The organism is Comamonas sp. SCN 65-56, assembly GCF_001724135.1.
GTDB lineage: Bacteria > Pseudomonadota > Gammaproteobacteria > Burkholderiales > Burkholderiaceae_C > Comamonas_C.
The window spans coordinates 16,193-30,491 of the sequence record NZ_MEDS01000020.1; the positions used below are offsets into that span (position 1 = coordinate 16,193).

Sequence of the window (14,299 nt, forward strand, 5' to 3'; positions counted from 1 at the left end):
CCCCGCCGTGCAGATCGCCCCCGGACCACGGGCGCTGCGGCTGGGCGCGGCGCTGGCGTGGCCCATGGCGATTGCGGCCACGCCGACGTGGCTGCACAGCGGACCGGAGCTTGGTTGCCCGTTTCGAGCGTTGACGGGGCTGCCATGTCCGCTGTGCGGTGCCACCCATGCCTGCGCCGCGCTGGCGCAAGGGGACTGGGCAGGCGCCTGGGCGGCGAACCCCGGTGCGCTCGGCCTGCTGGCCTTGATCAGCCTGTGGGTCTTGCAAGGGGCCGGCGAAGCCGTGACCGGCCATGTCCGGCCCGTGCGCTGGGGTGGGGCTTGGGCTGTGCGTGCGGTGCTGGCGGGCTTGTGTTTGTCGTGGGTGGCCAGGCTCGGCGGTTGGCTCTGATTGCCGCAGGCCTGCAAGGCAAAATCTTAGTACAGGTTTACTATGCAAAAGATAGCTATGTGCGCTTGCTAAACAAGCGCTGGAGCCGTATTTGTTCAAATTATCGGCTGCGCAATCATGTACGACTCACCTCGCGCAGCGTCACGAATTCTTCCGCGCTGGTCGGATGAATGCCTATCGTTGCGTCGAACTGCGCCTTGGTGGCGCCGCATTTCAATGCGACGGCAAAGCCCTGGATGATTTCGCCCGCCTGGGCGCCGACCATGTGCGCGCCGACCACGCGATCGCTGGCATCGTCCACGACGAGCTTGACCATGGTGCGTTCGCTCCTGCCCGAGAGGCTGTGCTGCAGCGGCCGGAAGTCGCTGCGGTAGATGCGCACTTTGCCGAATTGTTCGCGTGCCGCCTGCTCCGAGAGACCCACGGTGCCAATCGGCGGGTGGATGAATACGGCGGTTGGGATGTTGGAATAGTCCATTGTCCGCGCCGCCTTGCCTGGCAGCGGGCCGTAGAGGTGGTCAACCAGCACCATTGCTTCGGCCAGCGCCACCGGCGTGAGTTCCATGCGGCCCACCACGTCGCCCAGCGCGTAGATACCGGGCGTGCTGGTGGCAAAGTGCGCATCCACGGCGATGGTGCCGCTTTCTGTCTGGCGCACGCCGGCAGCATCCAGGCCCAGGCCTTCGGTGTTGGCGCGCCGGCCGGTGGCGTAGAGCACCACGTCGGCATCCACTGAAGTGCCATCGCGCAGGTGCACGCGGCGCGCATCGCCCGCAGCCTCGATGCGGGCCACGTCGGCATGCACGCGGATGTCGACCCCGGCCTTGCGCATTTCCTCGGCGGCGAAGCTGCGCACCTCGTCATCAAAGCCGCGCAGGATCTGCTCGCCGCGGTACAGCAGCGTCACCTGGCTGCCCATGCCGTGAAAGATGCTGGCGAACTCGCAGGCGATATAGCCGCCGCCCACCACCACCAGCCGCCGGGGAAAGCGCGGCAGGTCAAAGATGTCGTCCGACGTGATGGCCAGCTCGCGCCCGGGCAGCTCGGGCGCCCAGGGCGTGCCACCAGTGGCGATCAGGATGGCGGCGGCGCTGTGCCGTGGCGCACCCGTACCGTGTGCGCATCCGCCAGGCTGGCGTGGCCCTGCATGCGATCGACCTTGGCGCCCGTCATGAGCTTTTCGTAGATGGCGTTGAGATTGGCGATGGATTGGGCGCGGTTGTGCTTGAGCGTGTCCCAGTCCAGCGTGGGCTCGCCCGGAATGCTCCAGCCATAGCCGCGCGCGTCAGCAAAGCCCTCGGCGTATTCGGCGGCGTAGCTGTAGAGCTTCTTGGGAATGCAGCCAACGTTCACGCAGGTGCCGCCCATGCGCTTGCTCTCCGCCATCCCCACACGCATGCCGCGCTGACCGGCAAAGCGTGCGGCGCGCACGCCGCCCGAGCCACCGCCAATCACAAAAAGGTCAAAGTCAAAATCCGCCATCTGCCGGTTTCCTGTGAACTATGGGAACAGTGTAGGGTGTGCGGACAATGCGCGTGGTCCAGAATGGCGGTTGGCCCACAACCTGCGCTGTGCGCGCACCCTGAAGGAGACGAGCATGCACATCATCCGCACCATCATGTCTGTTGCGTTGGCCGCTGCCACTCTGACTGCGGCGCACGCCGCTGACGTGAAATTGCGCCCTGGCCTGTGGGAGCTGCAAAGCACGATGAAAACATCCAGCGGCCAGATGGAAGCCGCGATGGCAAAAATGCAGGAGCAACTGGCCAGCATGCCGCCAGAGCAGCGCAAGCAGATGGAGCAGATGATGGCGCAGCGCGGCATGAGCATGCCCAGCGCCAGCGCGAACGGCGGCGCTGCCACGACGCTGAAGGTCTGCATGACGCAGAAGGATGTGGACATGGACAACATCCCTGCCCAGGAGGGTTGCACGCACAAGGTCACCCGCGCGGGGCCGGGTCGGCTCAAGGTCAGCTTTCGGTGCGAAGGCAAGGCAGGACAGCCGCCATCTTCGGGCGAAGGCTCGATGACGATGGGCGGCCCGACCGCTTTCGACGGTCAGTACCAGATGCACACCCAGGTCGAGGGCAAGCCCGAGCAGATGGACATGACGCAAAAGGGCCGCTGGCTGTCGGCTGACTGCGGGCAGATCAAGCCGCTGCGCCAGGAGTGATGAAGAACCCCTGGTACTTCCCCGGCAGCTACTGGTTTCCCGTGGCGGCGCTGTATGCCGCCATCGCCCTGCCGTGGTCGGTGCTGGGGCAACTGGGCCTGCTGCCCGCGCCGCAGGCACTGCAGACCGGCCTGGACCATGCGCACGAGATGATCTTCGGCTACGCGCTGGCCGTGGTGGCGGGCTACACGCTGGTGCCGGGCAGTGGCAAGAAGTCCTTCGTTCTGCTCGGTGTCTGGCTGGCGGCGCGCCTGGCTTTTCTGCTGGCACCGCTGGGCAGCCTGGCGTTCGTGCTCGATGCGCTGTTCGTGCTCGGCCTGGCAGGCCTGGTGACGCCGATCTACCTCAGGGCGAGCAAATGGAGCAATCGCTCGGTCGGGTTGATCATCGGTGCGCTGGCGGCTGCGGCCTTGGCGTTTCATGCGCTGCCGCCGCTGGCGGTGCATCAGGCGGTGCGTGCTGCCGTGCTGCTGTTGAGCATGCTGATGTTCTTCATGGGCGGGCGCATTCTGGCGCCAGCGGTTGCCGGGCATCTGCGCGCCAAAGGCGCGCCTATCGAGCATGTGGTGCAGCCCGGCCTGGAGGTGGCGGTGCTGGCGCTGCTGGCGGCGGGCATCGTTTGCCTGCTGCTGCCTTGGCCCTGGGCGGCGCGCGCCGGAGTGGTGGCGCTGCTGACGGCGGCGCTGCTCACCCTGGTGCGCATGGTGCGCTGGCACTTCTGGCTGTGCCATGACAAACCCGATCTGGTGGCGCTGTTGGCGGGCTATTTCTGGCTGATCGCGGGGTGGGTACTGGTTGCGTGGGCCGTGCTCGCAGGCCATGCTGTGAGCACGGCCTTGCACGCCATCACCGTTGGCGCGCTGGGCACGCTGACGTTTGGCGTGATGCTGCGCACGCAGATGTTTCGTGCGACGAGCGACACCAATCACCTGCCCTGGGCCTATGCCGCCGTGGCGCTGCTGACGCTGGCGGCGCTGCTGCGCCTGGGCGCCTCGGCCAATGGTGCGCTGCTGGCGCTGGCGGCGGCGTGCTGGGCACTGGCCTATGCGCTGCTGTTCACGCTGTTGCTGTGGCTGATCCGTCGGTCGTTCGGAAGCGCTGGTGACAGCGGCCCGGGCCGTGCGGTGCGCGCAAGCTACCGCCGCACGCGCCAGGACGGGCAGCCGCCGAGCGGCGCGTGATACCCTGCGCCGCATTCCCGGTACGGAACTTGCTATTGCTGTTGATGGCGGCTTGCACAACGCACCGGCTGTCACAACACAGAACAAGAGACAAGGGCGGCGACCCATGAACGCATTGCACACCTGGCGCACTTCGTGGTTCGCCCATCCGCTGCAGGGACAGAGCGAGCGCGACGGCATTGCCGAGCACGAAGTGCTGCTGGCGGTCTGGCTGGCCTTCTTCGGACTGCTGGTGTTTGCCAGCTGGCTGCTCTGGCGCCTGGGCGTGTGGCAGATGCTGGTGGCGGCCGATCCCACGCTGCTCACGATCGTGATCCTGGTGATTTTCACCGCTGCCACGCTCTGGGTGGGGCGGCGCAGCTATCTTTTGTCACGCCAGCACGCCTGGCTGGCCGAGGCCCGTGCGCTGCTGCAGGGGCCGGCGCCCCAGTCCGCCACCCTGCTCACCACGCTGCGGGCGCAGCCGCAATCCTGGGTGCAGTGCTATCTGGCCGATCTGATCGCCAAGGGCCCGGGCCACTGGCGCGGCAATGGCCAGCTCACCGATTTGCTGGCGGAAAAGTCCCACGGCGCGCATGAAAGCGCCTGGTGGTTCAACGCGGCGCTGCTCAAGCTCGGCCTGCTGGGCAAGGTGATCGGCTTTTCCATCATGGCGCTGGCGCTGGGCAGCCTGGATTCGATCGAGGCGACGCAAACCTCCACGCTGCTGAAGAACCTGACGGCCGGCCTGGGCACGGCGCTGCTCACCACGATGACCGGTCTGGTGGGCAACATCTTGCTGGGCCTGCAGCTTTCGCGTCTGGACCGCGTCGCCGATGCCCTCGTCGCCGATGCGCTGGAGCTGGCCGAGAACGGCCTGGCGCGGGTCTTCCCGGACCGCTGAGCCTCAACCGTGGCACTCAAGCGCCGCCCGCGTGAAGCGGAGGTCGATCCGTTCTACGACATCCTGTTCAACATCCTGATCGCGTTCGTGATGTTGTTCATCGTGGCGCTGCTGGCCATCAACCCCAAGGCCAAGAAGGCGGGCGATATCCCGGCCAAGGCGGAATTCATCATCACCGTGAGCTGGGAAGACAACAGCCCCGACGATGTCGATACCTGGGTGCAGGACCCCAAGGGCGATCTGCTCTGGTTTCGCCAGCGCGACATAGGCCTGATGCACCTGGATCGCGACGATCGCGGCGCGGCCAACAACTCCGTCATCGCCAATGGTCGCACCATCACCAATCCCATTCGCCAGGAAATCGCCACGCTGCGCGGCTTCATGCCGGGCGAGTATGTGGTGAATGCGCATTACTACGATTCCAGGGACGGCAAGCCCGTCGATGTTTCGGTCAGCGTCGTCAAGATCAACCCGCGCGCCGAGATCGTTTACTACGGCACGGTGCAGATCCCGAGCAAGGGCGACGAGCGCACGCTGGTGCGCTTCACGCTCGATGGCGCGGGCAAGGTCACCGACGTCAACACCCTACCCAAAACCATTGTGGAGCGACAAGGGCTATGAACCATTCCCTGCTGCTGCTGACCGTGGCCTATGCGCTGCTGGCCTTTCTGCTGCTTTTTCTGTGCGTCTGGACGCGCTGGCATGTGGCCGTGAAGATCGGGTTGGTGGCGCTGGTGACCGTGGCGTATTTCGTCGCCTACGAGGGCTGGCAGGAGAGCCAGGGCTGGCCCGCGCAGGTTGAGCTGCCCCAGCGTTTCGTGCTGCTGGCGGTGGTGACGGAAGAGCCCAGCAGCGAACTCGGTCACAAAGGCAACATCTACCTCTGGGTGAACGCGCTGGAGAACAACAAGCCTGCGGCCCAGCCACGCGCCTACCGCCTGCCCTACGACAAGGATCTGCACAGCCTGTTCAACGATGCGATGAAGAAAAACCGCCAGGGCAATTCGCAAATGGGCACGCTGGAGCCGCCCAACGGGCCCAAGGGCACGGGCTTTTCCTGGATGTTGCCCGGCCCCGGGGAAAAGCCCAGGATCAAGATCAGTGACCTGCCACGTCCGCAACTGCCGGAGAAATGACATGCGGCCACAGCTTGTTTGCGCCATGGTGCTGCTCGCAGCGATGGCCCTGGCGGGGTGCAACAGACCGCCGCCGGACGCGGAGAGTTATTTCCCGCTGCATCTCGGCGCACGCTGGACCTATGCGTTGCGCACCGACATGGCCAAGCCCCCGGTCGAGGCCACGCTGGAGCTCTCGGTCGTGCGCAAGGAAACGCTGGAAGGCGAGCCGGTGACGGTGCGCCGCAGCGCCTCGGGCGTCGAATACTACGTGCGCGAGAATGCCTCGGGCCTGGAGCGCGTGGCCTCGCGCACCGACCTGGAAGAACTGCCGCTGCGCGATGAAACGCCGATCCGCATCCTGCCCGCCAGGCTGCAGCCCGGAGTGGAGTGGATTGGCAGCACCGCGCCTGTAGTGTTGCAGCGCACGCTGGAATTCCCGCACGAGCTCAAGTACGAATACCGCGCCCACATGGTCTATCGCATCGCCGCGATCGACGAGACGCTGGAGGTGCCGGCCGGGCGCTTCAGCCCCTGCGTGCGGGTGGAAGGCAGCGGCAGCTTCAAGATCTACAAGGACGGCCTCACGGGCGTCGCGGACCAGACGATCGCGTCCACCGAGTGGTATTGCAAGGGCGTGGGCCTGGCGCGCTTTGACCGCGACGAGCCTGCCGATTCGCGCATGCTCAAGGGCGGCAAGGTGAGCTACGTGCTGACCGAATACGCGCCCTGAGGCGTCATTTCGCCGTTGCGCGCACCGGCCACAGCACCGATGCAATCGCCATCAGGATCAGCGCCATGGCGGTGAAATCCTGCCAGTGCAGTTGCTCGTCCAGCCACGCGCTGCCAGCGAAGACGCCGATCACCGGGATCATCATCACGCTCAGCGTGCTGGCAAGAGGCGGCAGCGTGCGCGCGAGGAAAAACCATGCCGCCTGGGCAAACCCCAGGGCCAGCACCGCGTTGTAGGCGATGGCCAGCGTGGTGGCCATGCCGGGCAGTTGCCACTGGCTGCGCTCCAGCCACCAGGCGAGTGGCGTGAGTGCGATCAGGCCCGCCAGCGTCATCCAGAAGGTGAGCGCCAGCAGAGGCACCGGCAGGGTGGAGCGCCGCAGCAGCTGCGTGCCCAGCGCCCATGAAACCGCGGCGCCCAGCATCAGCGCGACGCCACTGGCGCTGCCCGAGAGGCGCGCCATTTCATTCCACAGCAGCAAGGTGACGCCCGCCGCGGCTGCGGCCACGCCCAGCCAGCCGCGCGTGCTCAGCCGGTCATGAAAGGCCAACTGCCCGATGACGGCCGAGAAGATCGGCATGGTGTAGCACAGGATGGCAGCGCGGCCGCTGGAGAGCAGCGGGATCGCCAGGATCATCAGCGCGTTCCAGAGCGCCATGTTGAACAGCGCCAGCAAGGCCATGCGGCGCCAGTAGCGGCGCTCGATCACGAAACTGGAGCCTTGCTGCTTGAGTACCAAGGCGTAAACCGGCAGGCTCAGCCACAGGGAGGCGACACGAAAGCTGAGCGGTGGAAAGCCGGTGACGCCGATCTTGAGCACCGGCCAGTTCAGCCCCCAGACGGTGGTGAGCAGTGCCAGCACGATGAGGTGACGGCGGGAGAAGGCGGGCATGGCGCGCGATTGTGCCCGCATCGAGCAATGTGCCTTCAAAAGGCGCCTTCTACAATCGCGCGCATGGACTTCCTCGACCTGCTGCGCCAAGCTGGCGCCCGCAACGATTCCATGCTCTGCGTGGGGCTGGACCCTGATCCGGCGCGCTTTCCGGCACGGTTCAAAAATGATGGCCAGAAGATTTACGATTTCTGCGCCGCCATCGTCGATGCCACCGCCGATCTGGCCTGCGCCTTCAAGCCGCAAATCGCCTACTTCGCCGCGCAGCGCGCCGAAGACCAGTTGGAGCGCCTGATGCAGCACCTGCGCGCCAACGCGCCGCATGTGCCGGTGATCCTGGACGCCAAGCGCGGCGACATCGGCGCCACCGCCGAGCAGTACGCGCGCGAGGCCTTCGAGCGCTACGGCGCCGACGCGGTCACGCTCTCGCCCTTCATGGGTCTCGATTCGGTGCAACCGTATCTGCGCTACCCGGGCAAGGCGGCGTTCCTGTTGTGCCGCACGTCCAACCCCGGCGGCGGCGATTTGCAGGCGCGCCGTCTGGCGGATGTGCCCGGCCAGCCGCTGCTCTATGAACACCTGGCCGGCCTGGTACAGGGCTCATGGAACACCAACGGCCAGCTGGGCCTGGTGGTTGGCGCCACCTACCCGGCGGAGATCGAGCGCGTGCGCCAGATCGCGCCCACGGTGCCGCTCCTGATTCCCGGCGTCGGTGCGCAGGGCGGCGACGCTCTGGCGACGGTGCGCGCGGGTTGGCGTCCCGACGGCCCCATCGTCGTCAACTCCTCGCGCGCCATCCTCTACGCCTCCAGCGGCAGTGATTTCGCGCAGGCCGCGCGCGCGGCAGCGCAGGCCACGCGCGATCTGCTCAACGCGGCCCGGGGATGAGGCATCGGCGTATTCGTTTTGCCGTATATTGAATACGTTGAATGCGTTCGAGAACCGCCATGCCCGCCCATCCCACCACCTTGACTGTTCGCGTGAGCGGCACGCTCGGCGAGTTCGTGGCAGCCAACGTGGGCGAACAGGGGGACTACGAGAGCGTCAGCGAATATCTGCGTGACCTGATCCGCCGCGACAAGGAGCGGATGCAGCAGCAGGCTTTCGAGCGCCTCCAGGCCGAATTGACGCAGGCGTTTGCCGCACCCGATGCGTCGTACCGGCCCTTGAGCGCTGCCGACGTGATCGCTCGCAACCGGCCTTGAGCACGCGCCGTGCCCATCCAGCGCCGCATCCGCGTGTAGCCTGCGGCCTCGTATCGGCTGGATGAGATCTTTCGCTACACGCGTGAACGCTGGGGCCAGCAGCAGGCCGAGCGCTATCTCACGGGCTTGTTTGCCGCTTTTGATGGCTTGCTCGACCACTCCACGCCTTCCAGGCCGATACCGGCCGAGTTGGGCGTCCATGGTTACTTTTTCGCCACCAACACCACTTTGTCTATTGGCGCGAATTGTCAGGTGGCGACATCGGCATCGTGACCGTGCTCCACGAACGCATGCACCAGATCGACCGCCTGCGCGAGGATTTCGGGCCGTAGACGGTCTGGAACGCATCAAGCGCGCAACCGCCGGGGCGAGAGCGCGGCCGCCATCGTGGCATCGATGCCTTGGGCGCGCAGCGGCTCGGACAGCGGCTCTTGCAAAAGCAGGTTGCGCGCCAGCAGCGAATACCCCGCTGCACTCTGGATGCCATAGCCGCCCTGCGCGACGAGCCAGAAAAAGCCTTCCACCGCCTCATCCTCGCCGATCACGAACTCGCCATCGGCGACGAAGGAGCGCAGCCCGGCCCAGACATGCGTCGGGCGGCGGATCGTGAGCGTGGTCACCGCCTCGATGCGCGCGATGCCGGTGGCCACGTCCAGCTCCTCGGCCTGCACGTCGTGCGGCTCGGTCGGGTCGGCGTTGGCGGGAGAGCCGAGCAACTGCCCGGCGTCGGGCTTGAAGTACCAGTTCTCGGCCACGCCGATCGCCGCCGGCCAGCGCCGCACGTCGGTGCCCGCTGGTGCGGGGAAGCTGAAGGCGCTGCGCCGCCTGGGCACCAGACCGACGGGCCGGGCGCTCGCCAGGCGCGCCACCGCATCGGCCCAGGCACCGGCGGCGTTGACCACGCGGCGCGCCTGCACCGGTTCGCCCTCGGCGAGTTGGATCGTCCATGCGTTGCCCGTTCGCGTCAGGCCGACGACCTCGGCGCTGGTCTGTACCCGCCCGCCGCGCTGGCGCAGGCCGCGCAGATAGCCCTGGTGCAGCGCGTGCACATCGATGTCGGTCGCGCCTGGGTCGAGCAGCCCGGCGGCGATCACCTCGGGGCGCAGACAGGGCAGCAGGCGCAGCAGTGCGGCGTGATCGAGATCGGCCAGATCGGGCGCGTGCGGGCGCAGCTCGGCGGCCAGTTGGGCAAGCTCGGGCAGTTCCTCGTGCGTCGCGACATAGGCCACGCCGCGCGGCGTGAGGATGGGCGCGTCGGTGAAGCCCGCAGGCGGCGCCTCGTAGAAACCCCGACTGGCGCGGGTGAGCGCGCGGATCGCCTCGGTGCCATAGGTCTCGATGAACAGCGCCGCCGAGCGCCCGGTGCTGTGGTAGCCAGGCTGTGATTCGCGCTCCAGCAGCAGCACCGAGGTGCCCGCGCCCGCCAATTGCCAGCCGAGCGAGGCCCCGGCCATCCCGGCGCCGATGATCGCGAAGTCGTGCATCGTCATGAAAATTCCTCTATTCTCTATTGATAGCTGCCAACGCTTGCCAGCAAAGCGCTGGAGGCCGATTTGATTCAAATACTGTCCGGCGCGATACTCACAGCCATGAACGATACGACGATCACCCCCGCTGCGGTACTCAGCTTCTGGTTTGACGAAAGCAGCCCTAAGCAATGGTTTGCCAAGGATGATGCCTTTGACGCTGCGATTCGCACGCGCTTTGCCGCGCTGCATGCGTGCGCCGCGCAGGGCGAGCTGTGGCGCTGGCGCACGGATGCCCCCGGGAGACTGGCTGAGATCATCGTGCTCGACCAGTTCTCGCGCAATCTGCACCGGGATAGTCCCGTCGCTTTCGCACAGGACGCGATGGCGCTGGTGCTGGCGCAGGAACTCGTCGCGCAAGGGCTGGACATGAAGCTGCCGGTGGTGCACCGGGCGTTTGCCTACCTGCCCTACATGCACAGCGAATCGCTCGCGGTGCAGCAAGAGTCGCTGCGCCTGTACGTCGCGCTGGCGCAGCCCGGCAACCTCGCTTTCGCGCGCCAGCACGAGGCCATCATTCGCCGCTTTGGCCGCTACCCGCACCGCAACACCGCGCTGGGGCGCACCAGCACGCCCGAGGAGCTTGTATTTTTGCAGCAGCCGGGCAGTTCGTTTTAGTCCGCTCAAACCACTGAATGCCGGCACTTGCTGCCAACACCATCGTGCTCCCGCTCTTGGCGATTAGCCCGTTCGGCTCATTGCGAGGTACGCGTGTGCAATGCATCATGCTGGCGTTACGTGGCAGTCGGTTACATGGACGAAGGAGCGCCGGATGACGACACATTGGACTTTTTCACGAGCCATTGCAAGTGTGGCAATAGGCGCAGCGTTTGCACTGTCTGCTGCAACGGCATCGGCTGCGAGCTGCTCCGCATCCAGTGGCAAGCAAACCATCAACTACGATCTCACGCAAACCATCAGCGGAACACCCGAGGGCTTGTCCGCCATGTATTGCGAGTCCAATAGCAATGACAAGAACACGCTGGACGATCTTGGTTGGACACTGGGGTATTCCACTGACGGAGGTTTTGCCGCGGGGCCCGTTGCCGGATTGAATATTTCAGGCATTGGTGCGACTACAGGGCCCGGAGATTGGAGCATCACGTGGAGTAATCCCTCTGTGAGCTATGGCAACCTCTTGCTCACCATCGTCCAGGCCAATTCATTTGCGGGCTATCTGCTGGATCTGGCGGGGTTGCCAACACTCAGCGGAACGTGGGAAACGAGCGGGCCGGGCGGCGCCCACAACTCCATATCACATTTTTCAGTTTGGTACCAGCCGGGAGAGATTCCCCCGGTGTCGACCGTGCCGCTTCCCGGTGCTGCCCCGCTGCTCTTGGGGGCGTTGAGCAGTTTGGGCGGGCTCGCCGCCCTGCGTCGGCGCAAGGCCAAGAAGGATTGAGCCCCGCCGGGCTTGGCCGATGACGCATGCACGAGGGCCACTGGATGGCCCTTTTTTGCGTGAACGTGAGCTGTCTAGCCGCCGTCCGACGCCTCAATCACCCCGCCGCCCAGGCACACCTCGCCGTCATAGAGCACGGCGGACTGCCCCGGCGTGACGGCCCATTGCGCCTCGGGGAATGCCAAGGCAAAGCTCTTTTGCTCTGTATTTGAGAGCGTGCAGCGCGCATCCTGCTGGCGATAGCGCGTCTTTGCGCTGTAATCGCCGCGGGCGGGCGCGTGGCCCGCGATCCAGCTTGCATCTTGCGCGGCAAGCTGATGCGAGAGCAACCAGGGGTGCTCGTGCCCCTGCACCACGATGAGCGCGTTGCGCTGCAAATCCTTGCGTGCGACGAACCAGGGCGCGTGATCACCTCCGCCGCGCGGCGCGTTTTTCTCTTTCACCCCGCCTATGCCCAGGCCCTGGCGCTGGCCCAGCGTGTAGAACGACAGCCCCATGTGCCGCCCCAACTGGCGCCCTCGGTCGTCGATGATGGGGCCGGGCTCGCGTGCGATGTAGCGGTTCAGGAAGTCACGAAACGGCCGCTCGCCGATGAAGCAGATGCCGGTGGAATCCTTCTTTTTGGCGTTTGGCAGCCCGATTTCGGCAGCGATGCGCCGCACTTCGCTCTTGCGCAGCTCGCCCACCGGGAACAGCGTGCGCGAGAGCTGGGCCTGGTTCAGGCGGTGCAAAAAATAGCTCTGGTCCTTGGTTTCATCCAGCCCCTTGAGCAGTTCGTGCAGGTCGGTGGTTTCATTGAAGCGCACGCGCGCGTAATGGCCGGTGGCGATTTTCTCGGCGCCCAGGCGCATCGCGTGATCCAGGAAGGCCTTGAACTTGATCTCGGCGTTGCACAGCACGTCGGGATTGGGCGTGCGCCCGGCCTGGTATTCGCGCAGGAACTCGGCAAACACCCTGTCCTTGTATTCGGTGGCGAAGTTCACGTGCTCGATCTCGATGCCGAGCACGTCGGCGACGCTGGCGGCGTCCAAAAAATCCTGGCGGCTGGAGCAGTATTCGCTGTCGTCGTCATCCTCCCAGTTTTTCATGAAGAGGGCGACGACCTCATGGCCTTGTTGCTGGAGCAGGTGGGCCGTGACGGCGGAATCCACCCCGCCCGACAGGCCCACCACGATGCGGTGCTTTTGCATGGTCGCGATTATCCGTGGGCCGTCGCGCGCGCGTCAGGGGCTGCCATGGGCTGTCGCTACGATGCCCCCGATATCGAAGGAGACGACACGCATGCTCAAGCGCATTTTTCAGTTCATCGTCCTCGCGCTGCTGGTGCTGGTGGCAGCCGTTGCCATCAACACCTGGCGCAAGGGCTCGCGCCAGTTGCAGGTGGCGCCGCTGGCGCCGGTGGCGATCGACGAGGCGGCCGCGGCCGAGCGCCTGGCGCAGGCGGTGCGCCTGAAAACCGTCTCATCGGCCACCGATGCCACGCTGAATCAAGACCAGTTCGAGGCGCTGCACGCGCTGCTGCAAAAGCAGTTCCCCAAGCTGCACGCAACGCTCCAGCGCGAAACCGTCAACGGCCTGTCACTGCTCTACACCTGGCCGGGCAAGGACCCCAAGGCCAAGGCCATCCTCCTGATGGCGCACCAGGACGTGGTGCCGATCGCGCCCGGCACCGAGGGTGACTGGCAAGAGCCGCCGTTTGCCGGAGTGGTCAAGGACGGCTACATCTGGGGCCGCGGCTCGTGGGACGACAAGGGCAATCTGCTGTCGCAGATGGAGGCGGTGGAAAACCTGATCGCCAGTGGCTGGCAGCCGCCGCGCACCATCTACCTGGCGTATGGCGCCGACGAGGAAGTGAGCGGGCACCGCGGCGCAGCCAAGATCGCCGAGCTGCTCAAGAGCCGTGGCGTGCAGCTCGATTTCGTACTGGACGAGGGACTGCTGGTGCTGGACGGCGTGATGCCGGGGCTGAAAAAACCGGCGGCGCTGATCGGCGTGGCCGAAAAGGGCTACATGTCGGTGGCGCTTGAAGCCAGCGCCACGCCCGGGCATTCGTCGATGCCGCCGAAAGCGGGCACGAGCGCGATCGCGATGATGGCCGCCGCCTTGAATGCGCTGGAAAACCACCAGATGCCGGCGGCGATCCGCGGCGTCGCGGGCGAGATGTTCGACGTGCTGGCGCCCGAGATGGGGGGCTTTTCGCGCGTGGCGCTGTCCAACCTCTGGCTTTTCGGCCCCATCGTGCAAAAGCAGTTGGAGTCTGCCGACAGCACCAATGCCATGCTGCGCACGACGACGGCGCTGACCATCGTGAATGCCGGCAACAAGGACAACGTGCTGCCCGGACGCGCCGACGCGACGGTGAACTTCCGCATCCTGCCCGGTGATACGCGCGATGGCGTAATGCAGCACGTGAGCTCGGTCGTGGGCCAGGTGGCGCCGCCCGAGCACTTCAAGGTGAGCATGCTGCCCGGTGCCAAGGAAGCATCCAAGGTTGCGCCCACCGGCTCGGCGCAGTACCGCGTGCTGAACCAGACCATCCGCGAGATCTTTCCCGATGCACTGGTCGCCCCCGGCCTGATGGTGGCGGCGACCGATTCGGTGCACTACGAACCCTTGAGCGACCACATCTTCAAGTTCTCGGCGGTGCGTGCCAACAGCGAGGATTTGAAGCGCTTTCACGGCACCAACGAGCGCTTGTCGGTCAAGGGTTATGCCGATGCGATCCGCTTTTATCAGCGGCTGATCACGCAGCTCCAGGCCACGGGCTGATCGCGACGCGCCGATTTCTACAATCGGCG

General features: G+C 65.8%; 16 protein-coding genes and 1 pseudogene. 13 read left to right on the forward strand and 4 right to left on the reverse strand.

Annotated elements, in window-relative coordinates; translation table 11 throughout:
• Positions 1-7: 7 nt before the first annotated feature.
• Entirely contained in the window at positions 8-391 is a 384-nt protein-coding gene (locus ABS45_RS11605; RefSeq protein WP_291555689.1) for a DUF2752 domain-containing protein, read from the forward strand.
• A gap of 115 nt (positions 392-506) precedes the next feature.
• Here ABS45_RS11605 and gorA read toward each other — a convergent pair.
• A pseudogene (gene gorA / locus ABS45_RS11610) lies at positions 507-1,873 on the reverse strand (glutathione-disulfide reductase).
• Between the two features lie 115 nt (positions 1,874-1,988).
• Here gorA and ABS45_RS11615 point away from each other — a divergent pair.
• The 6 genes from ABS45_RS11615 (at position 1,989) to ABS45_RS11640 (ending at position 6,476) form a co-directional block, all read left to right on the forward strand.
• Positions 1,989-2,564 (forward strand): DUF3617 domain-containing protein, encoded by a 576-nt coding sequence (locus ABS45_RS11615; protein WP_291555690.1) that lies wholly within the window; start codon positions 1,989-1,991, stop codon positions 2,562-2,564.
• Entirely contained in the window at positions 2,564-3,745 is a 1,182-nt protein-coding gene (locus ABS45_RS11620) for an NnrS family protein (RefSeq protein WP_291555691.1), read from the forward strand. The genes ABS45_RS11615 and ABS45_RS11620 overlap by 1 nt, the downstream gene beginning before the upstream one ends.
• Positions 3,746-3,851: 106 nt before the next feature.
• Positions 3,852-4,628 (forward strand): hypothetical protein, encoded by a 777-nt coding sequence (locus ABS45_RS11625; protein ID WP_291555692.1) that lies wholly within the window; start codon positions 3,852-3,854, stop codon positions 4,626-4,628.
• 9 nt (positions 4,629-4,637) lie between these two features.
• On the forward strand, positions 4,638-5,249 hold the full coding sequence (locus tag ABS45_RS11630) for a hypothetical protein (protein WP_291555693.1): 612 nt from the start codon (positions 4,638-4,640) through the stop codon (positions 5,247-5,249).
• Positions 5,246-5,764 carry a hypothetical protein gene (locus ABS45_RS11635; RefSeq protein ID WP_291555694.1) on the forward strand — a complete coding sequence of 173 codons (519 nt, stop codon included), beginning with the start codon at positions 5,246-5,248 and terminating at the stop codon, positions 5,762-5,764. The genes ABS45_RS11630 and ABS45_RS11635 overlap by 4 nt, the downstream gene beginning before the upstream one ends.
• Position 5,765: 1 nt before the next feature.
• Positions 5,766-6,476 carry a hypothetical protein gene (locus ABS45_RS11640; protein ID WP_291555695.1) on the forward strand — a complete coding sequence of 237 codons (711 nt, stop codon included), beginning with the start codon at positions 5,766-5,768 and terminating at the stop codon, positions 6,474-6,476.
• A 4-nt stretch (positions 6,477-6,480) separates the two neighbouring features.
• On the opposite strand, the gene ABS45_RS11645 is transcribed toward ABS45_RS11640, so the two are convergent.
• Complete coding sequence (locus tag ABS45_RS11645) at positions 6,481-7,368, reverse strand: DMT family transporter (protein WP_291555696.1); 888 nt, start codon at positions 7,366-7,368, stop codon at positions 6,481-6,483.
• A gap of 63 nt (positions 7,369-7,431) precedes the next feature.
• Here ABS45_RS11645 and pyrF point away from each other — a divergent pair, with 63 nt between their 5' ends.
• The 3 genes from pyrF to ABS45_RS11660 all read left to right on the forward strand — a co-directional run bounded on the left by pyrF (position 7,432) and on the right by ABS45_RS11660 (position 8,846).
• Positions 7,432-8,256 carry an orotidine-5'-phosphate decarboxylase gene (gene pyrF, locus ABS45_RS11650; protein WP_291555697.1) on the forward strand — a complete coding sequence of 275 codons (825 nt, stop codon included), beginning with the start codon at positions 7,432-7,434 and terminating at the stop codon, positions 8,254-8,256.
• 41 nt (positions 8,257-8,297) lie between these two features.
• Positions 8,298-8,573 (forward strand): addiction module antitoxin, encoded by a 276-nt coding sequence (locus ABS45_RS11655; RefSeq protein WP_291555698.1) that lies wholly within the window; start codon positions 8,298-8,300, stop codon positions 8,571-8,573.
• Between the two features lie 66 nt (positions 8,574-8,639).
• Positions 8,640-8,846, forward strand: a complete 207-nt coding sequence (locus tag ABS45_RS11660) for a type II toxin-antitoxin system RelE/ParE family toxin (protein ID WP_291555725.1) — start codon at positions 8,640-8,642, stop codon at positions 8,844-8,846.
• Between the two features lie 74 nt (positions 8,847-8,920).
• Here the strand turns inward: ABS45_RS11660 and ABS45_RS11665 are convergent, their stop codons facing one another.
• Positions 8,921-10,063, reverse strand: a complete 1,143-nt coding sequence (locus tag ABS45_RS11665; RefSeq protein ID WP_291555699.1) for an FAD-binding oxidoreductase — start codon at positions 10,061-10,063, stop codon at positions 8,921-8,923.
• Between the two features lie 99 nt (positions 10,064-10,162).
• Between ABS45_RS11665 and ABS45_RS11670 the strand changes: the two genes are divergently transcribed.
• Both ABS45_RS11670 and ABS45_RS11675 read left to right on the forward strand, forming a co-directional pair.
• Positions 10,163-10,717: a DUF924 family protein gene (locus tag ABS45_RS11670; protein WP_291555700.1), complete on the forward strand. Its 555-nt coding sequence runs from the start codon at positions 10,163-10,165 to the stop codon at positions 10,715-10,717.
• A gap of 154 nt (positions 10,718-10,871) precedes the next feature.
• Positions 10,872-11,501, forward strand: coding sequence for a hypothetical protein (locus ABS45_RS11675; RefSeq protein WP_291555701.1), 630 nt, complete (start codon positions 10,872-10,874; stop codon positions 11,499-11,501).
• Between the two features lie 74 nt (positions 11,502-11,575).
• Here the strand turns inward: ABS45_RS11675 and mnmA are convergent, their stop codons facing one another.
• Positions 11,576-12,691, reverse strand: coding sequence for a tRNA 2-thiouridine(34) synthase MnmA (gene mnmA, locus ABS45_RS11680; protein WP_291555702.1), 1,116 nt, complete (start codon positions 12,689-12,691; stop codon positions 11,576-11,578).
• Positions 12,692-12,752: 61 nt separating this feature from the next.
• Here mnmA and ABS45_RS11685 point away from each other — a divergent pair, with 61 nt between their 5' ends.
• On the forward strand, positions 12,753-14,270 hold the full coding sequence (locus tag ABS45_RS11685; RefSeq protein ID WP_291555703.1) for a M20 family peptidase: 1,518 nt from the start codon (positions 12,753-12,755) through the stop codon (positions 14,268-14,270).
• Positions 14,271-14,299 lie beyond the last annotated feature (29 nt).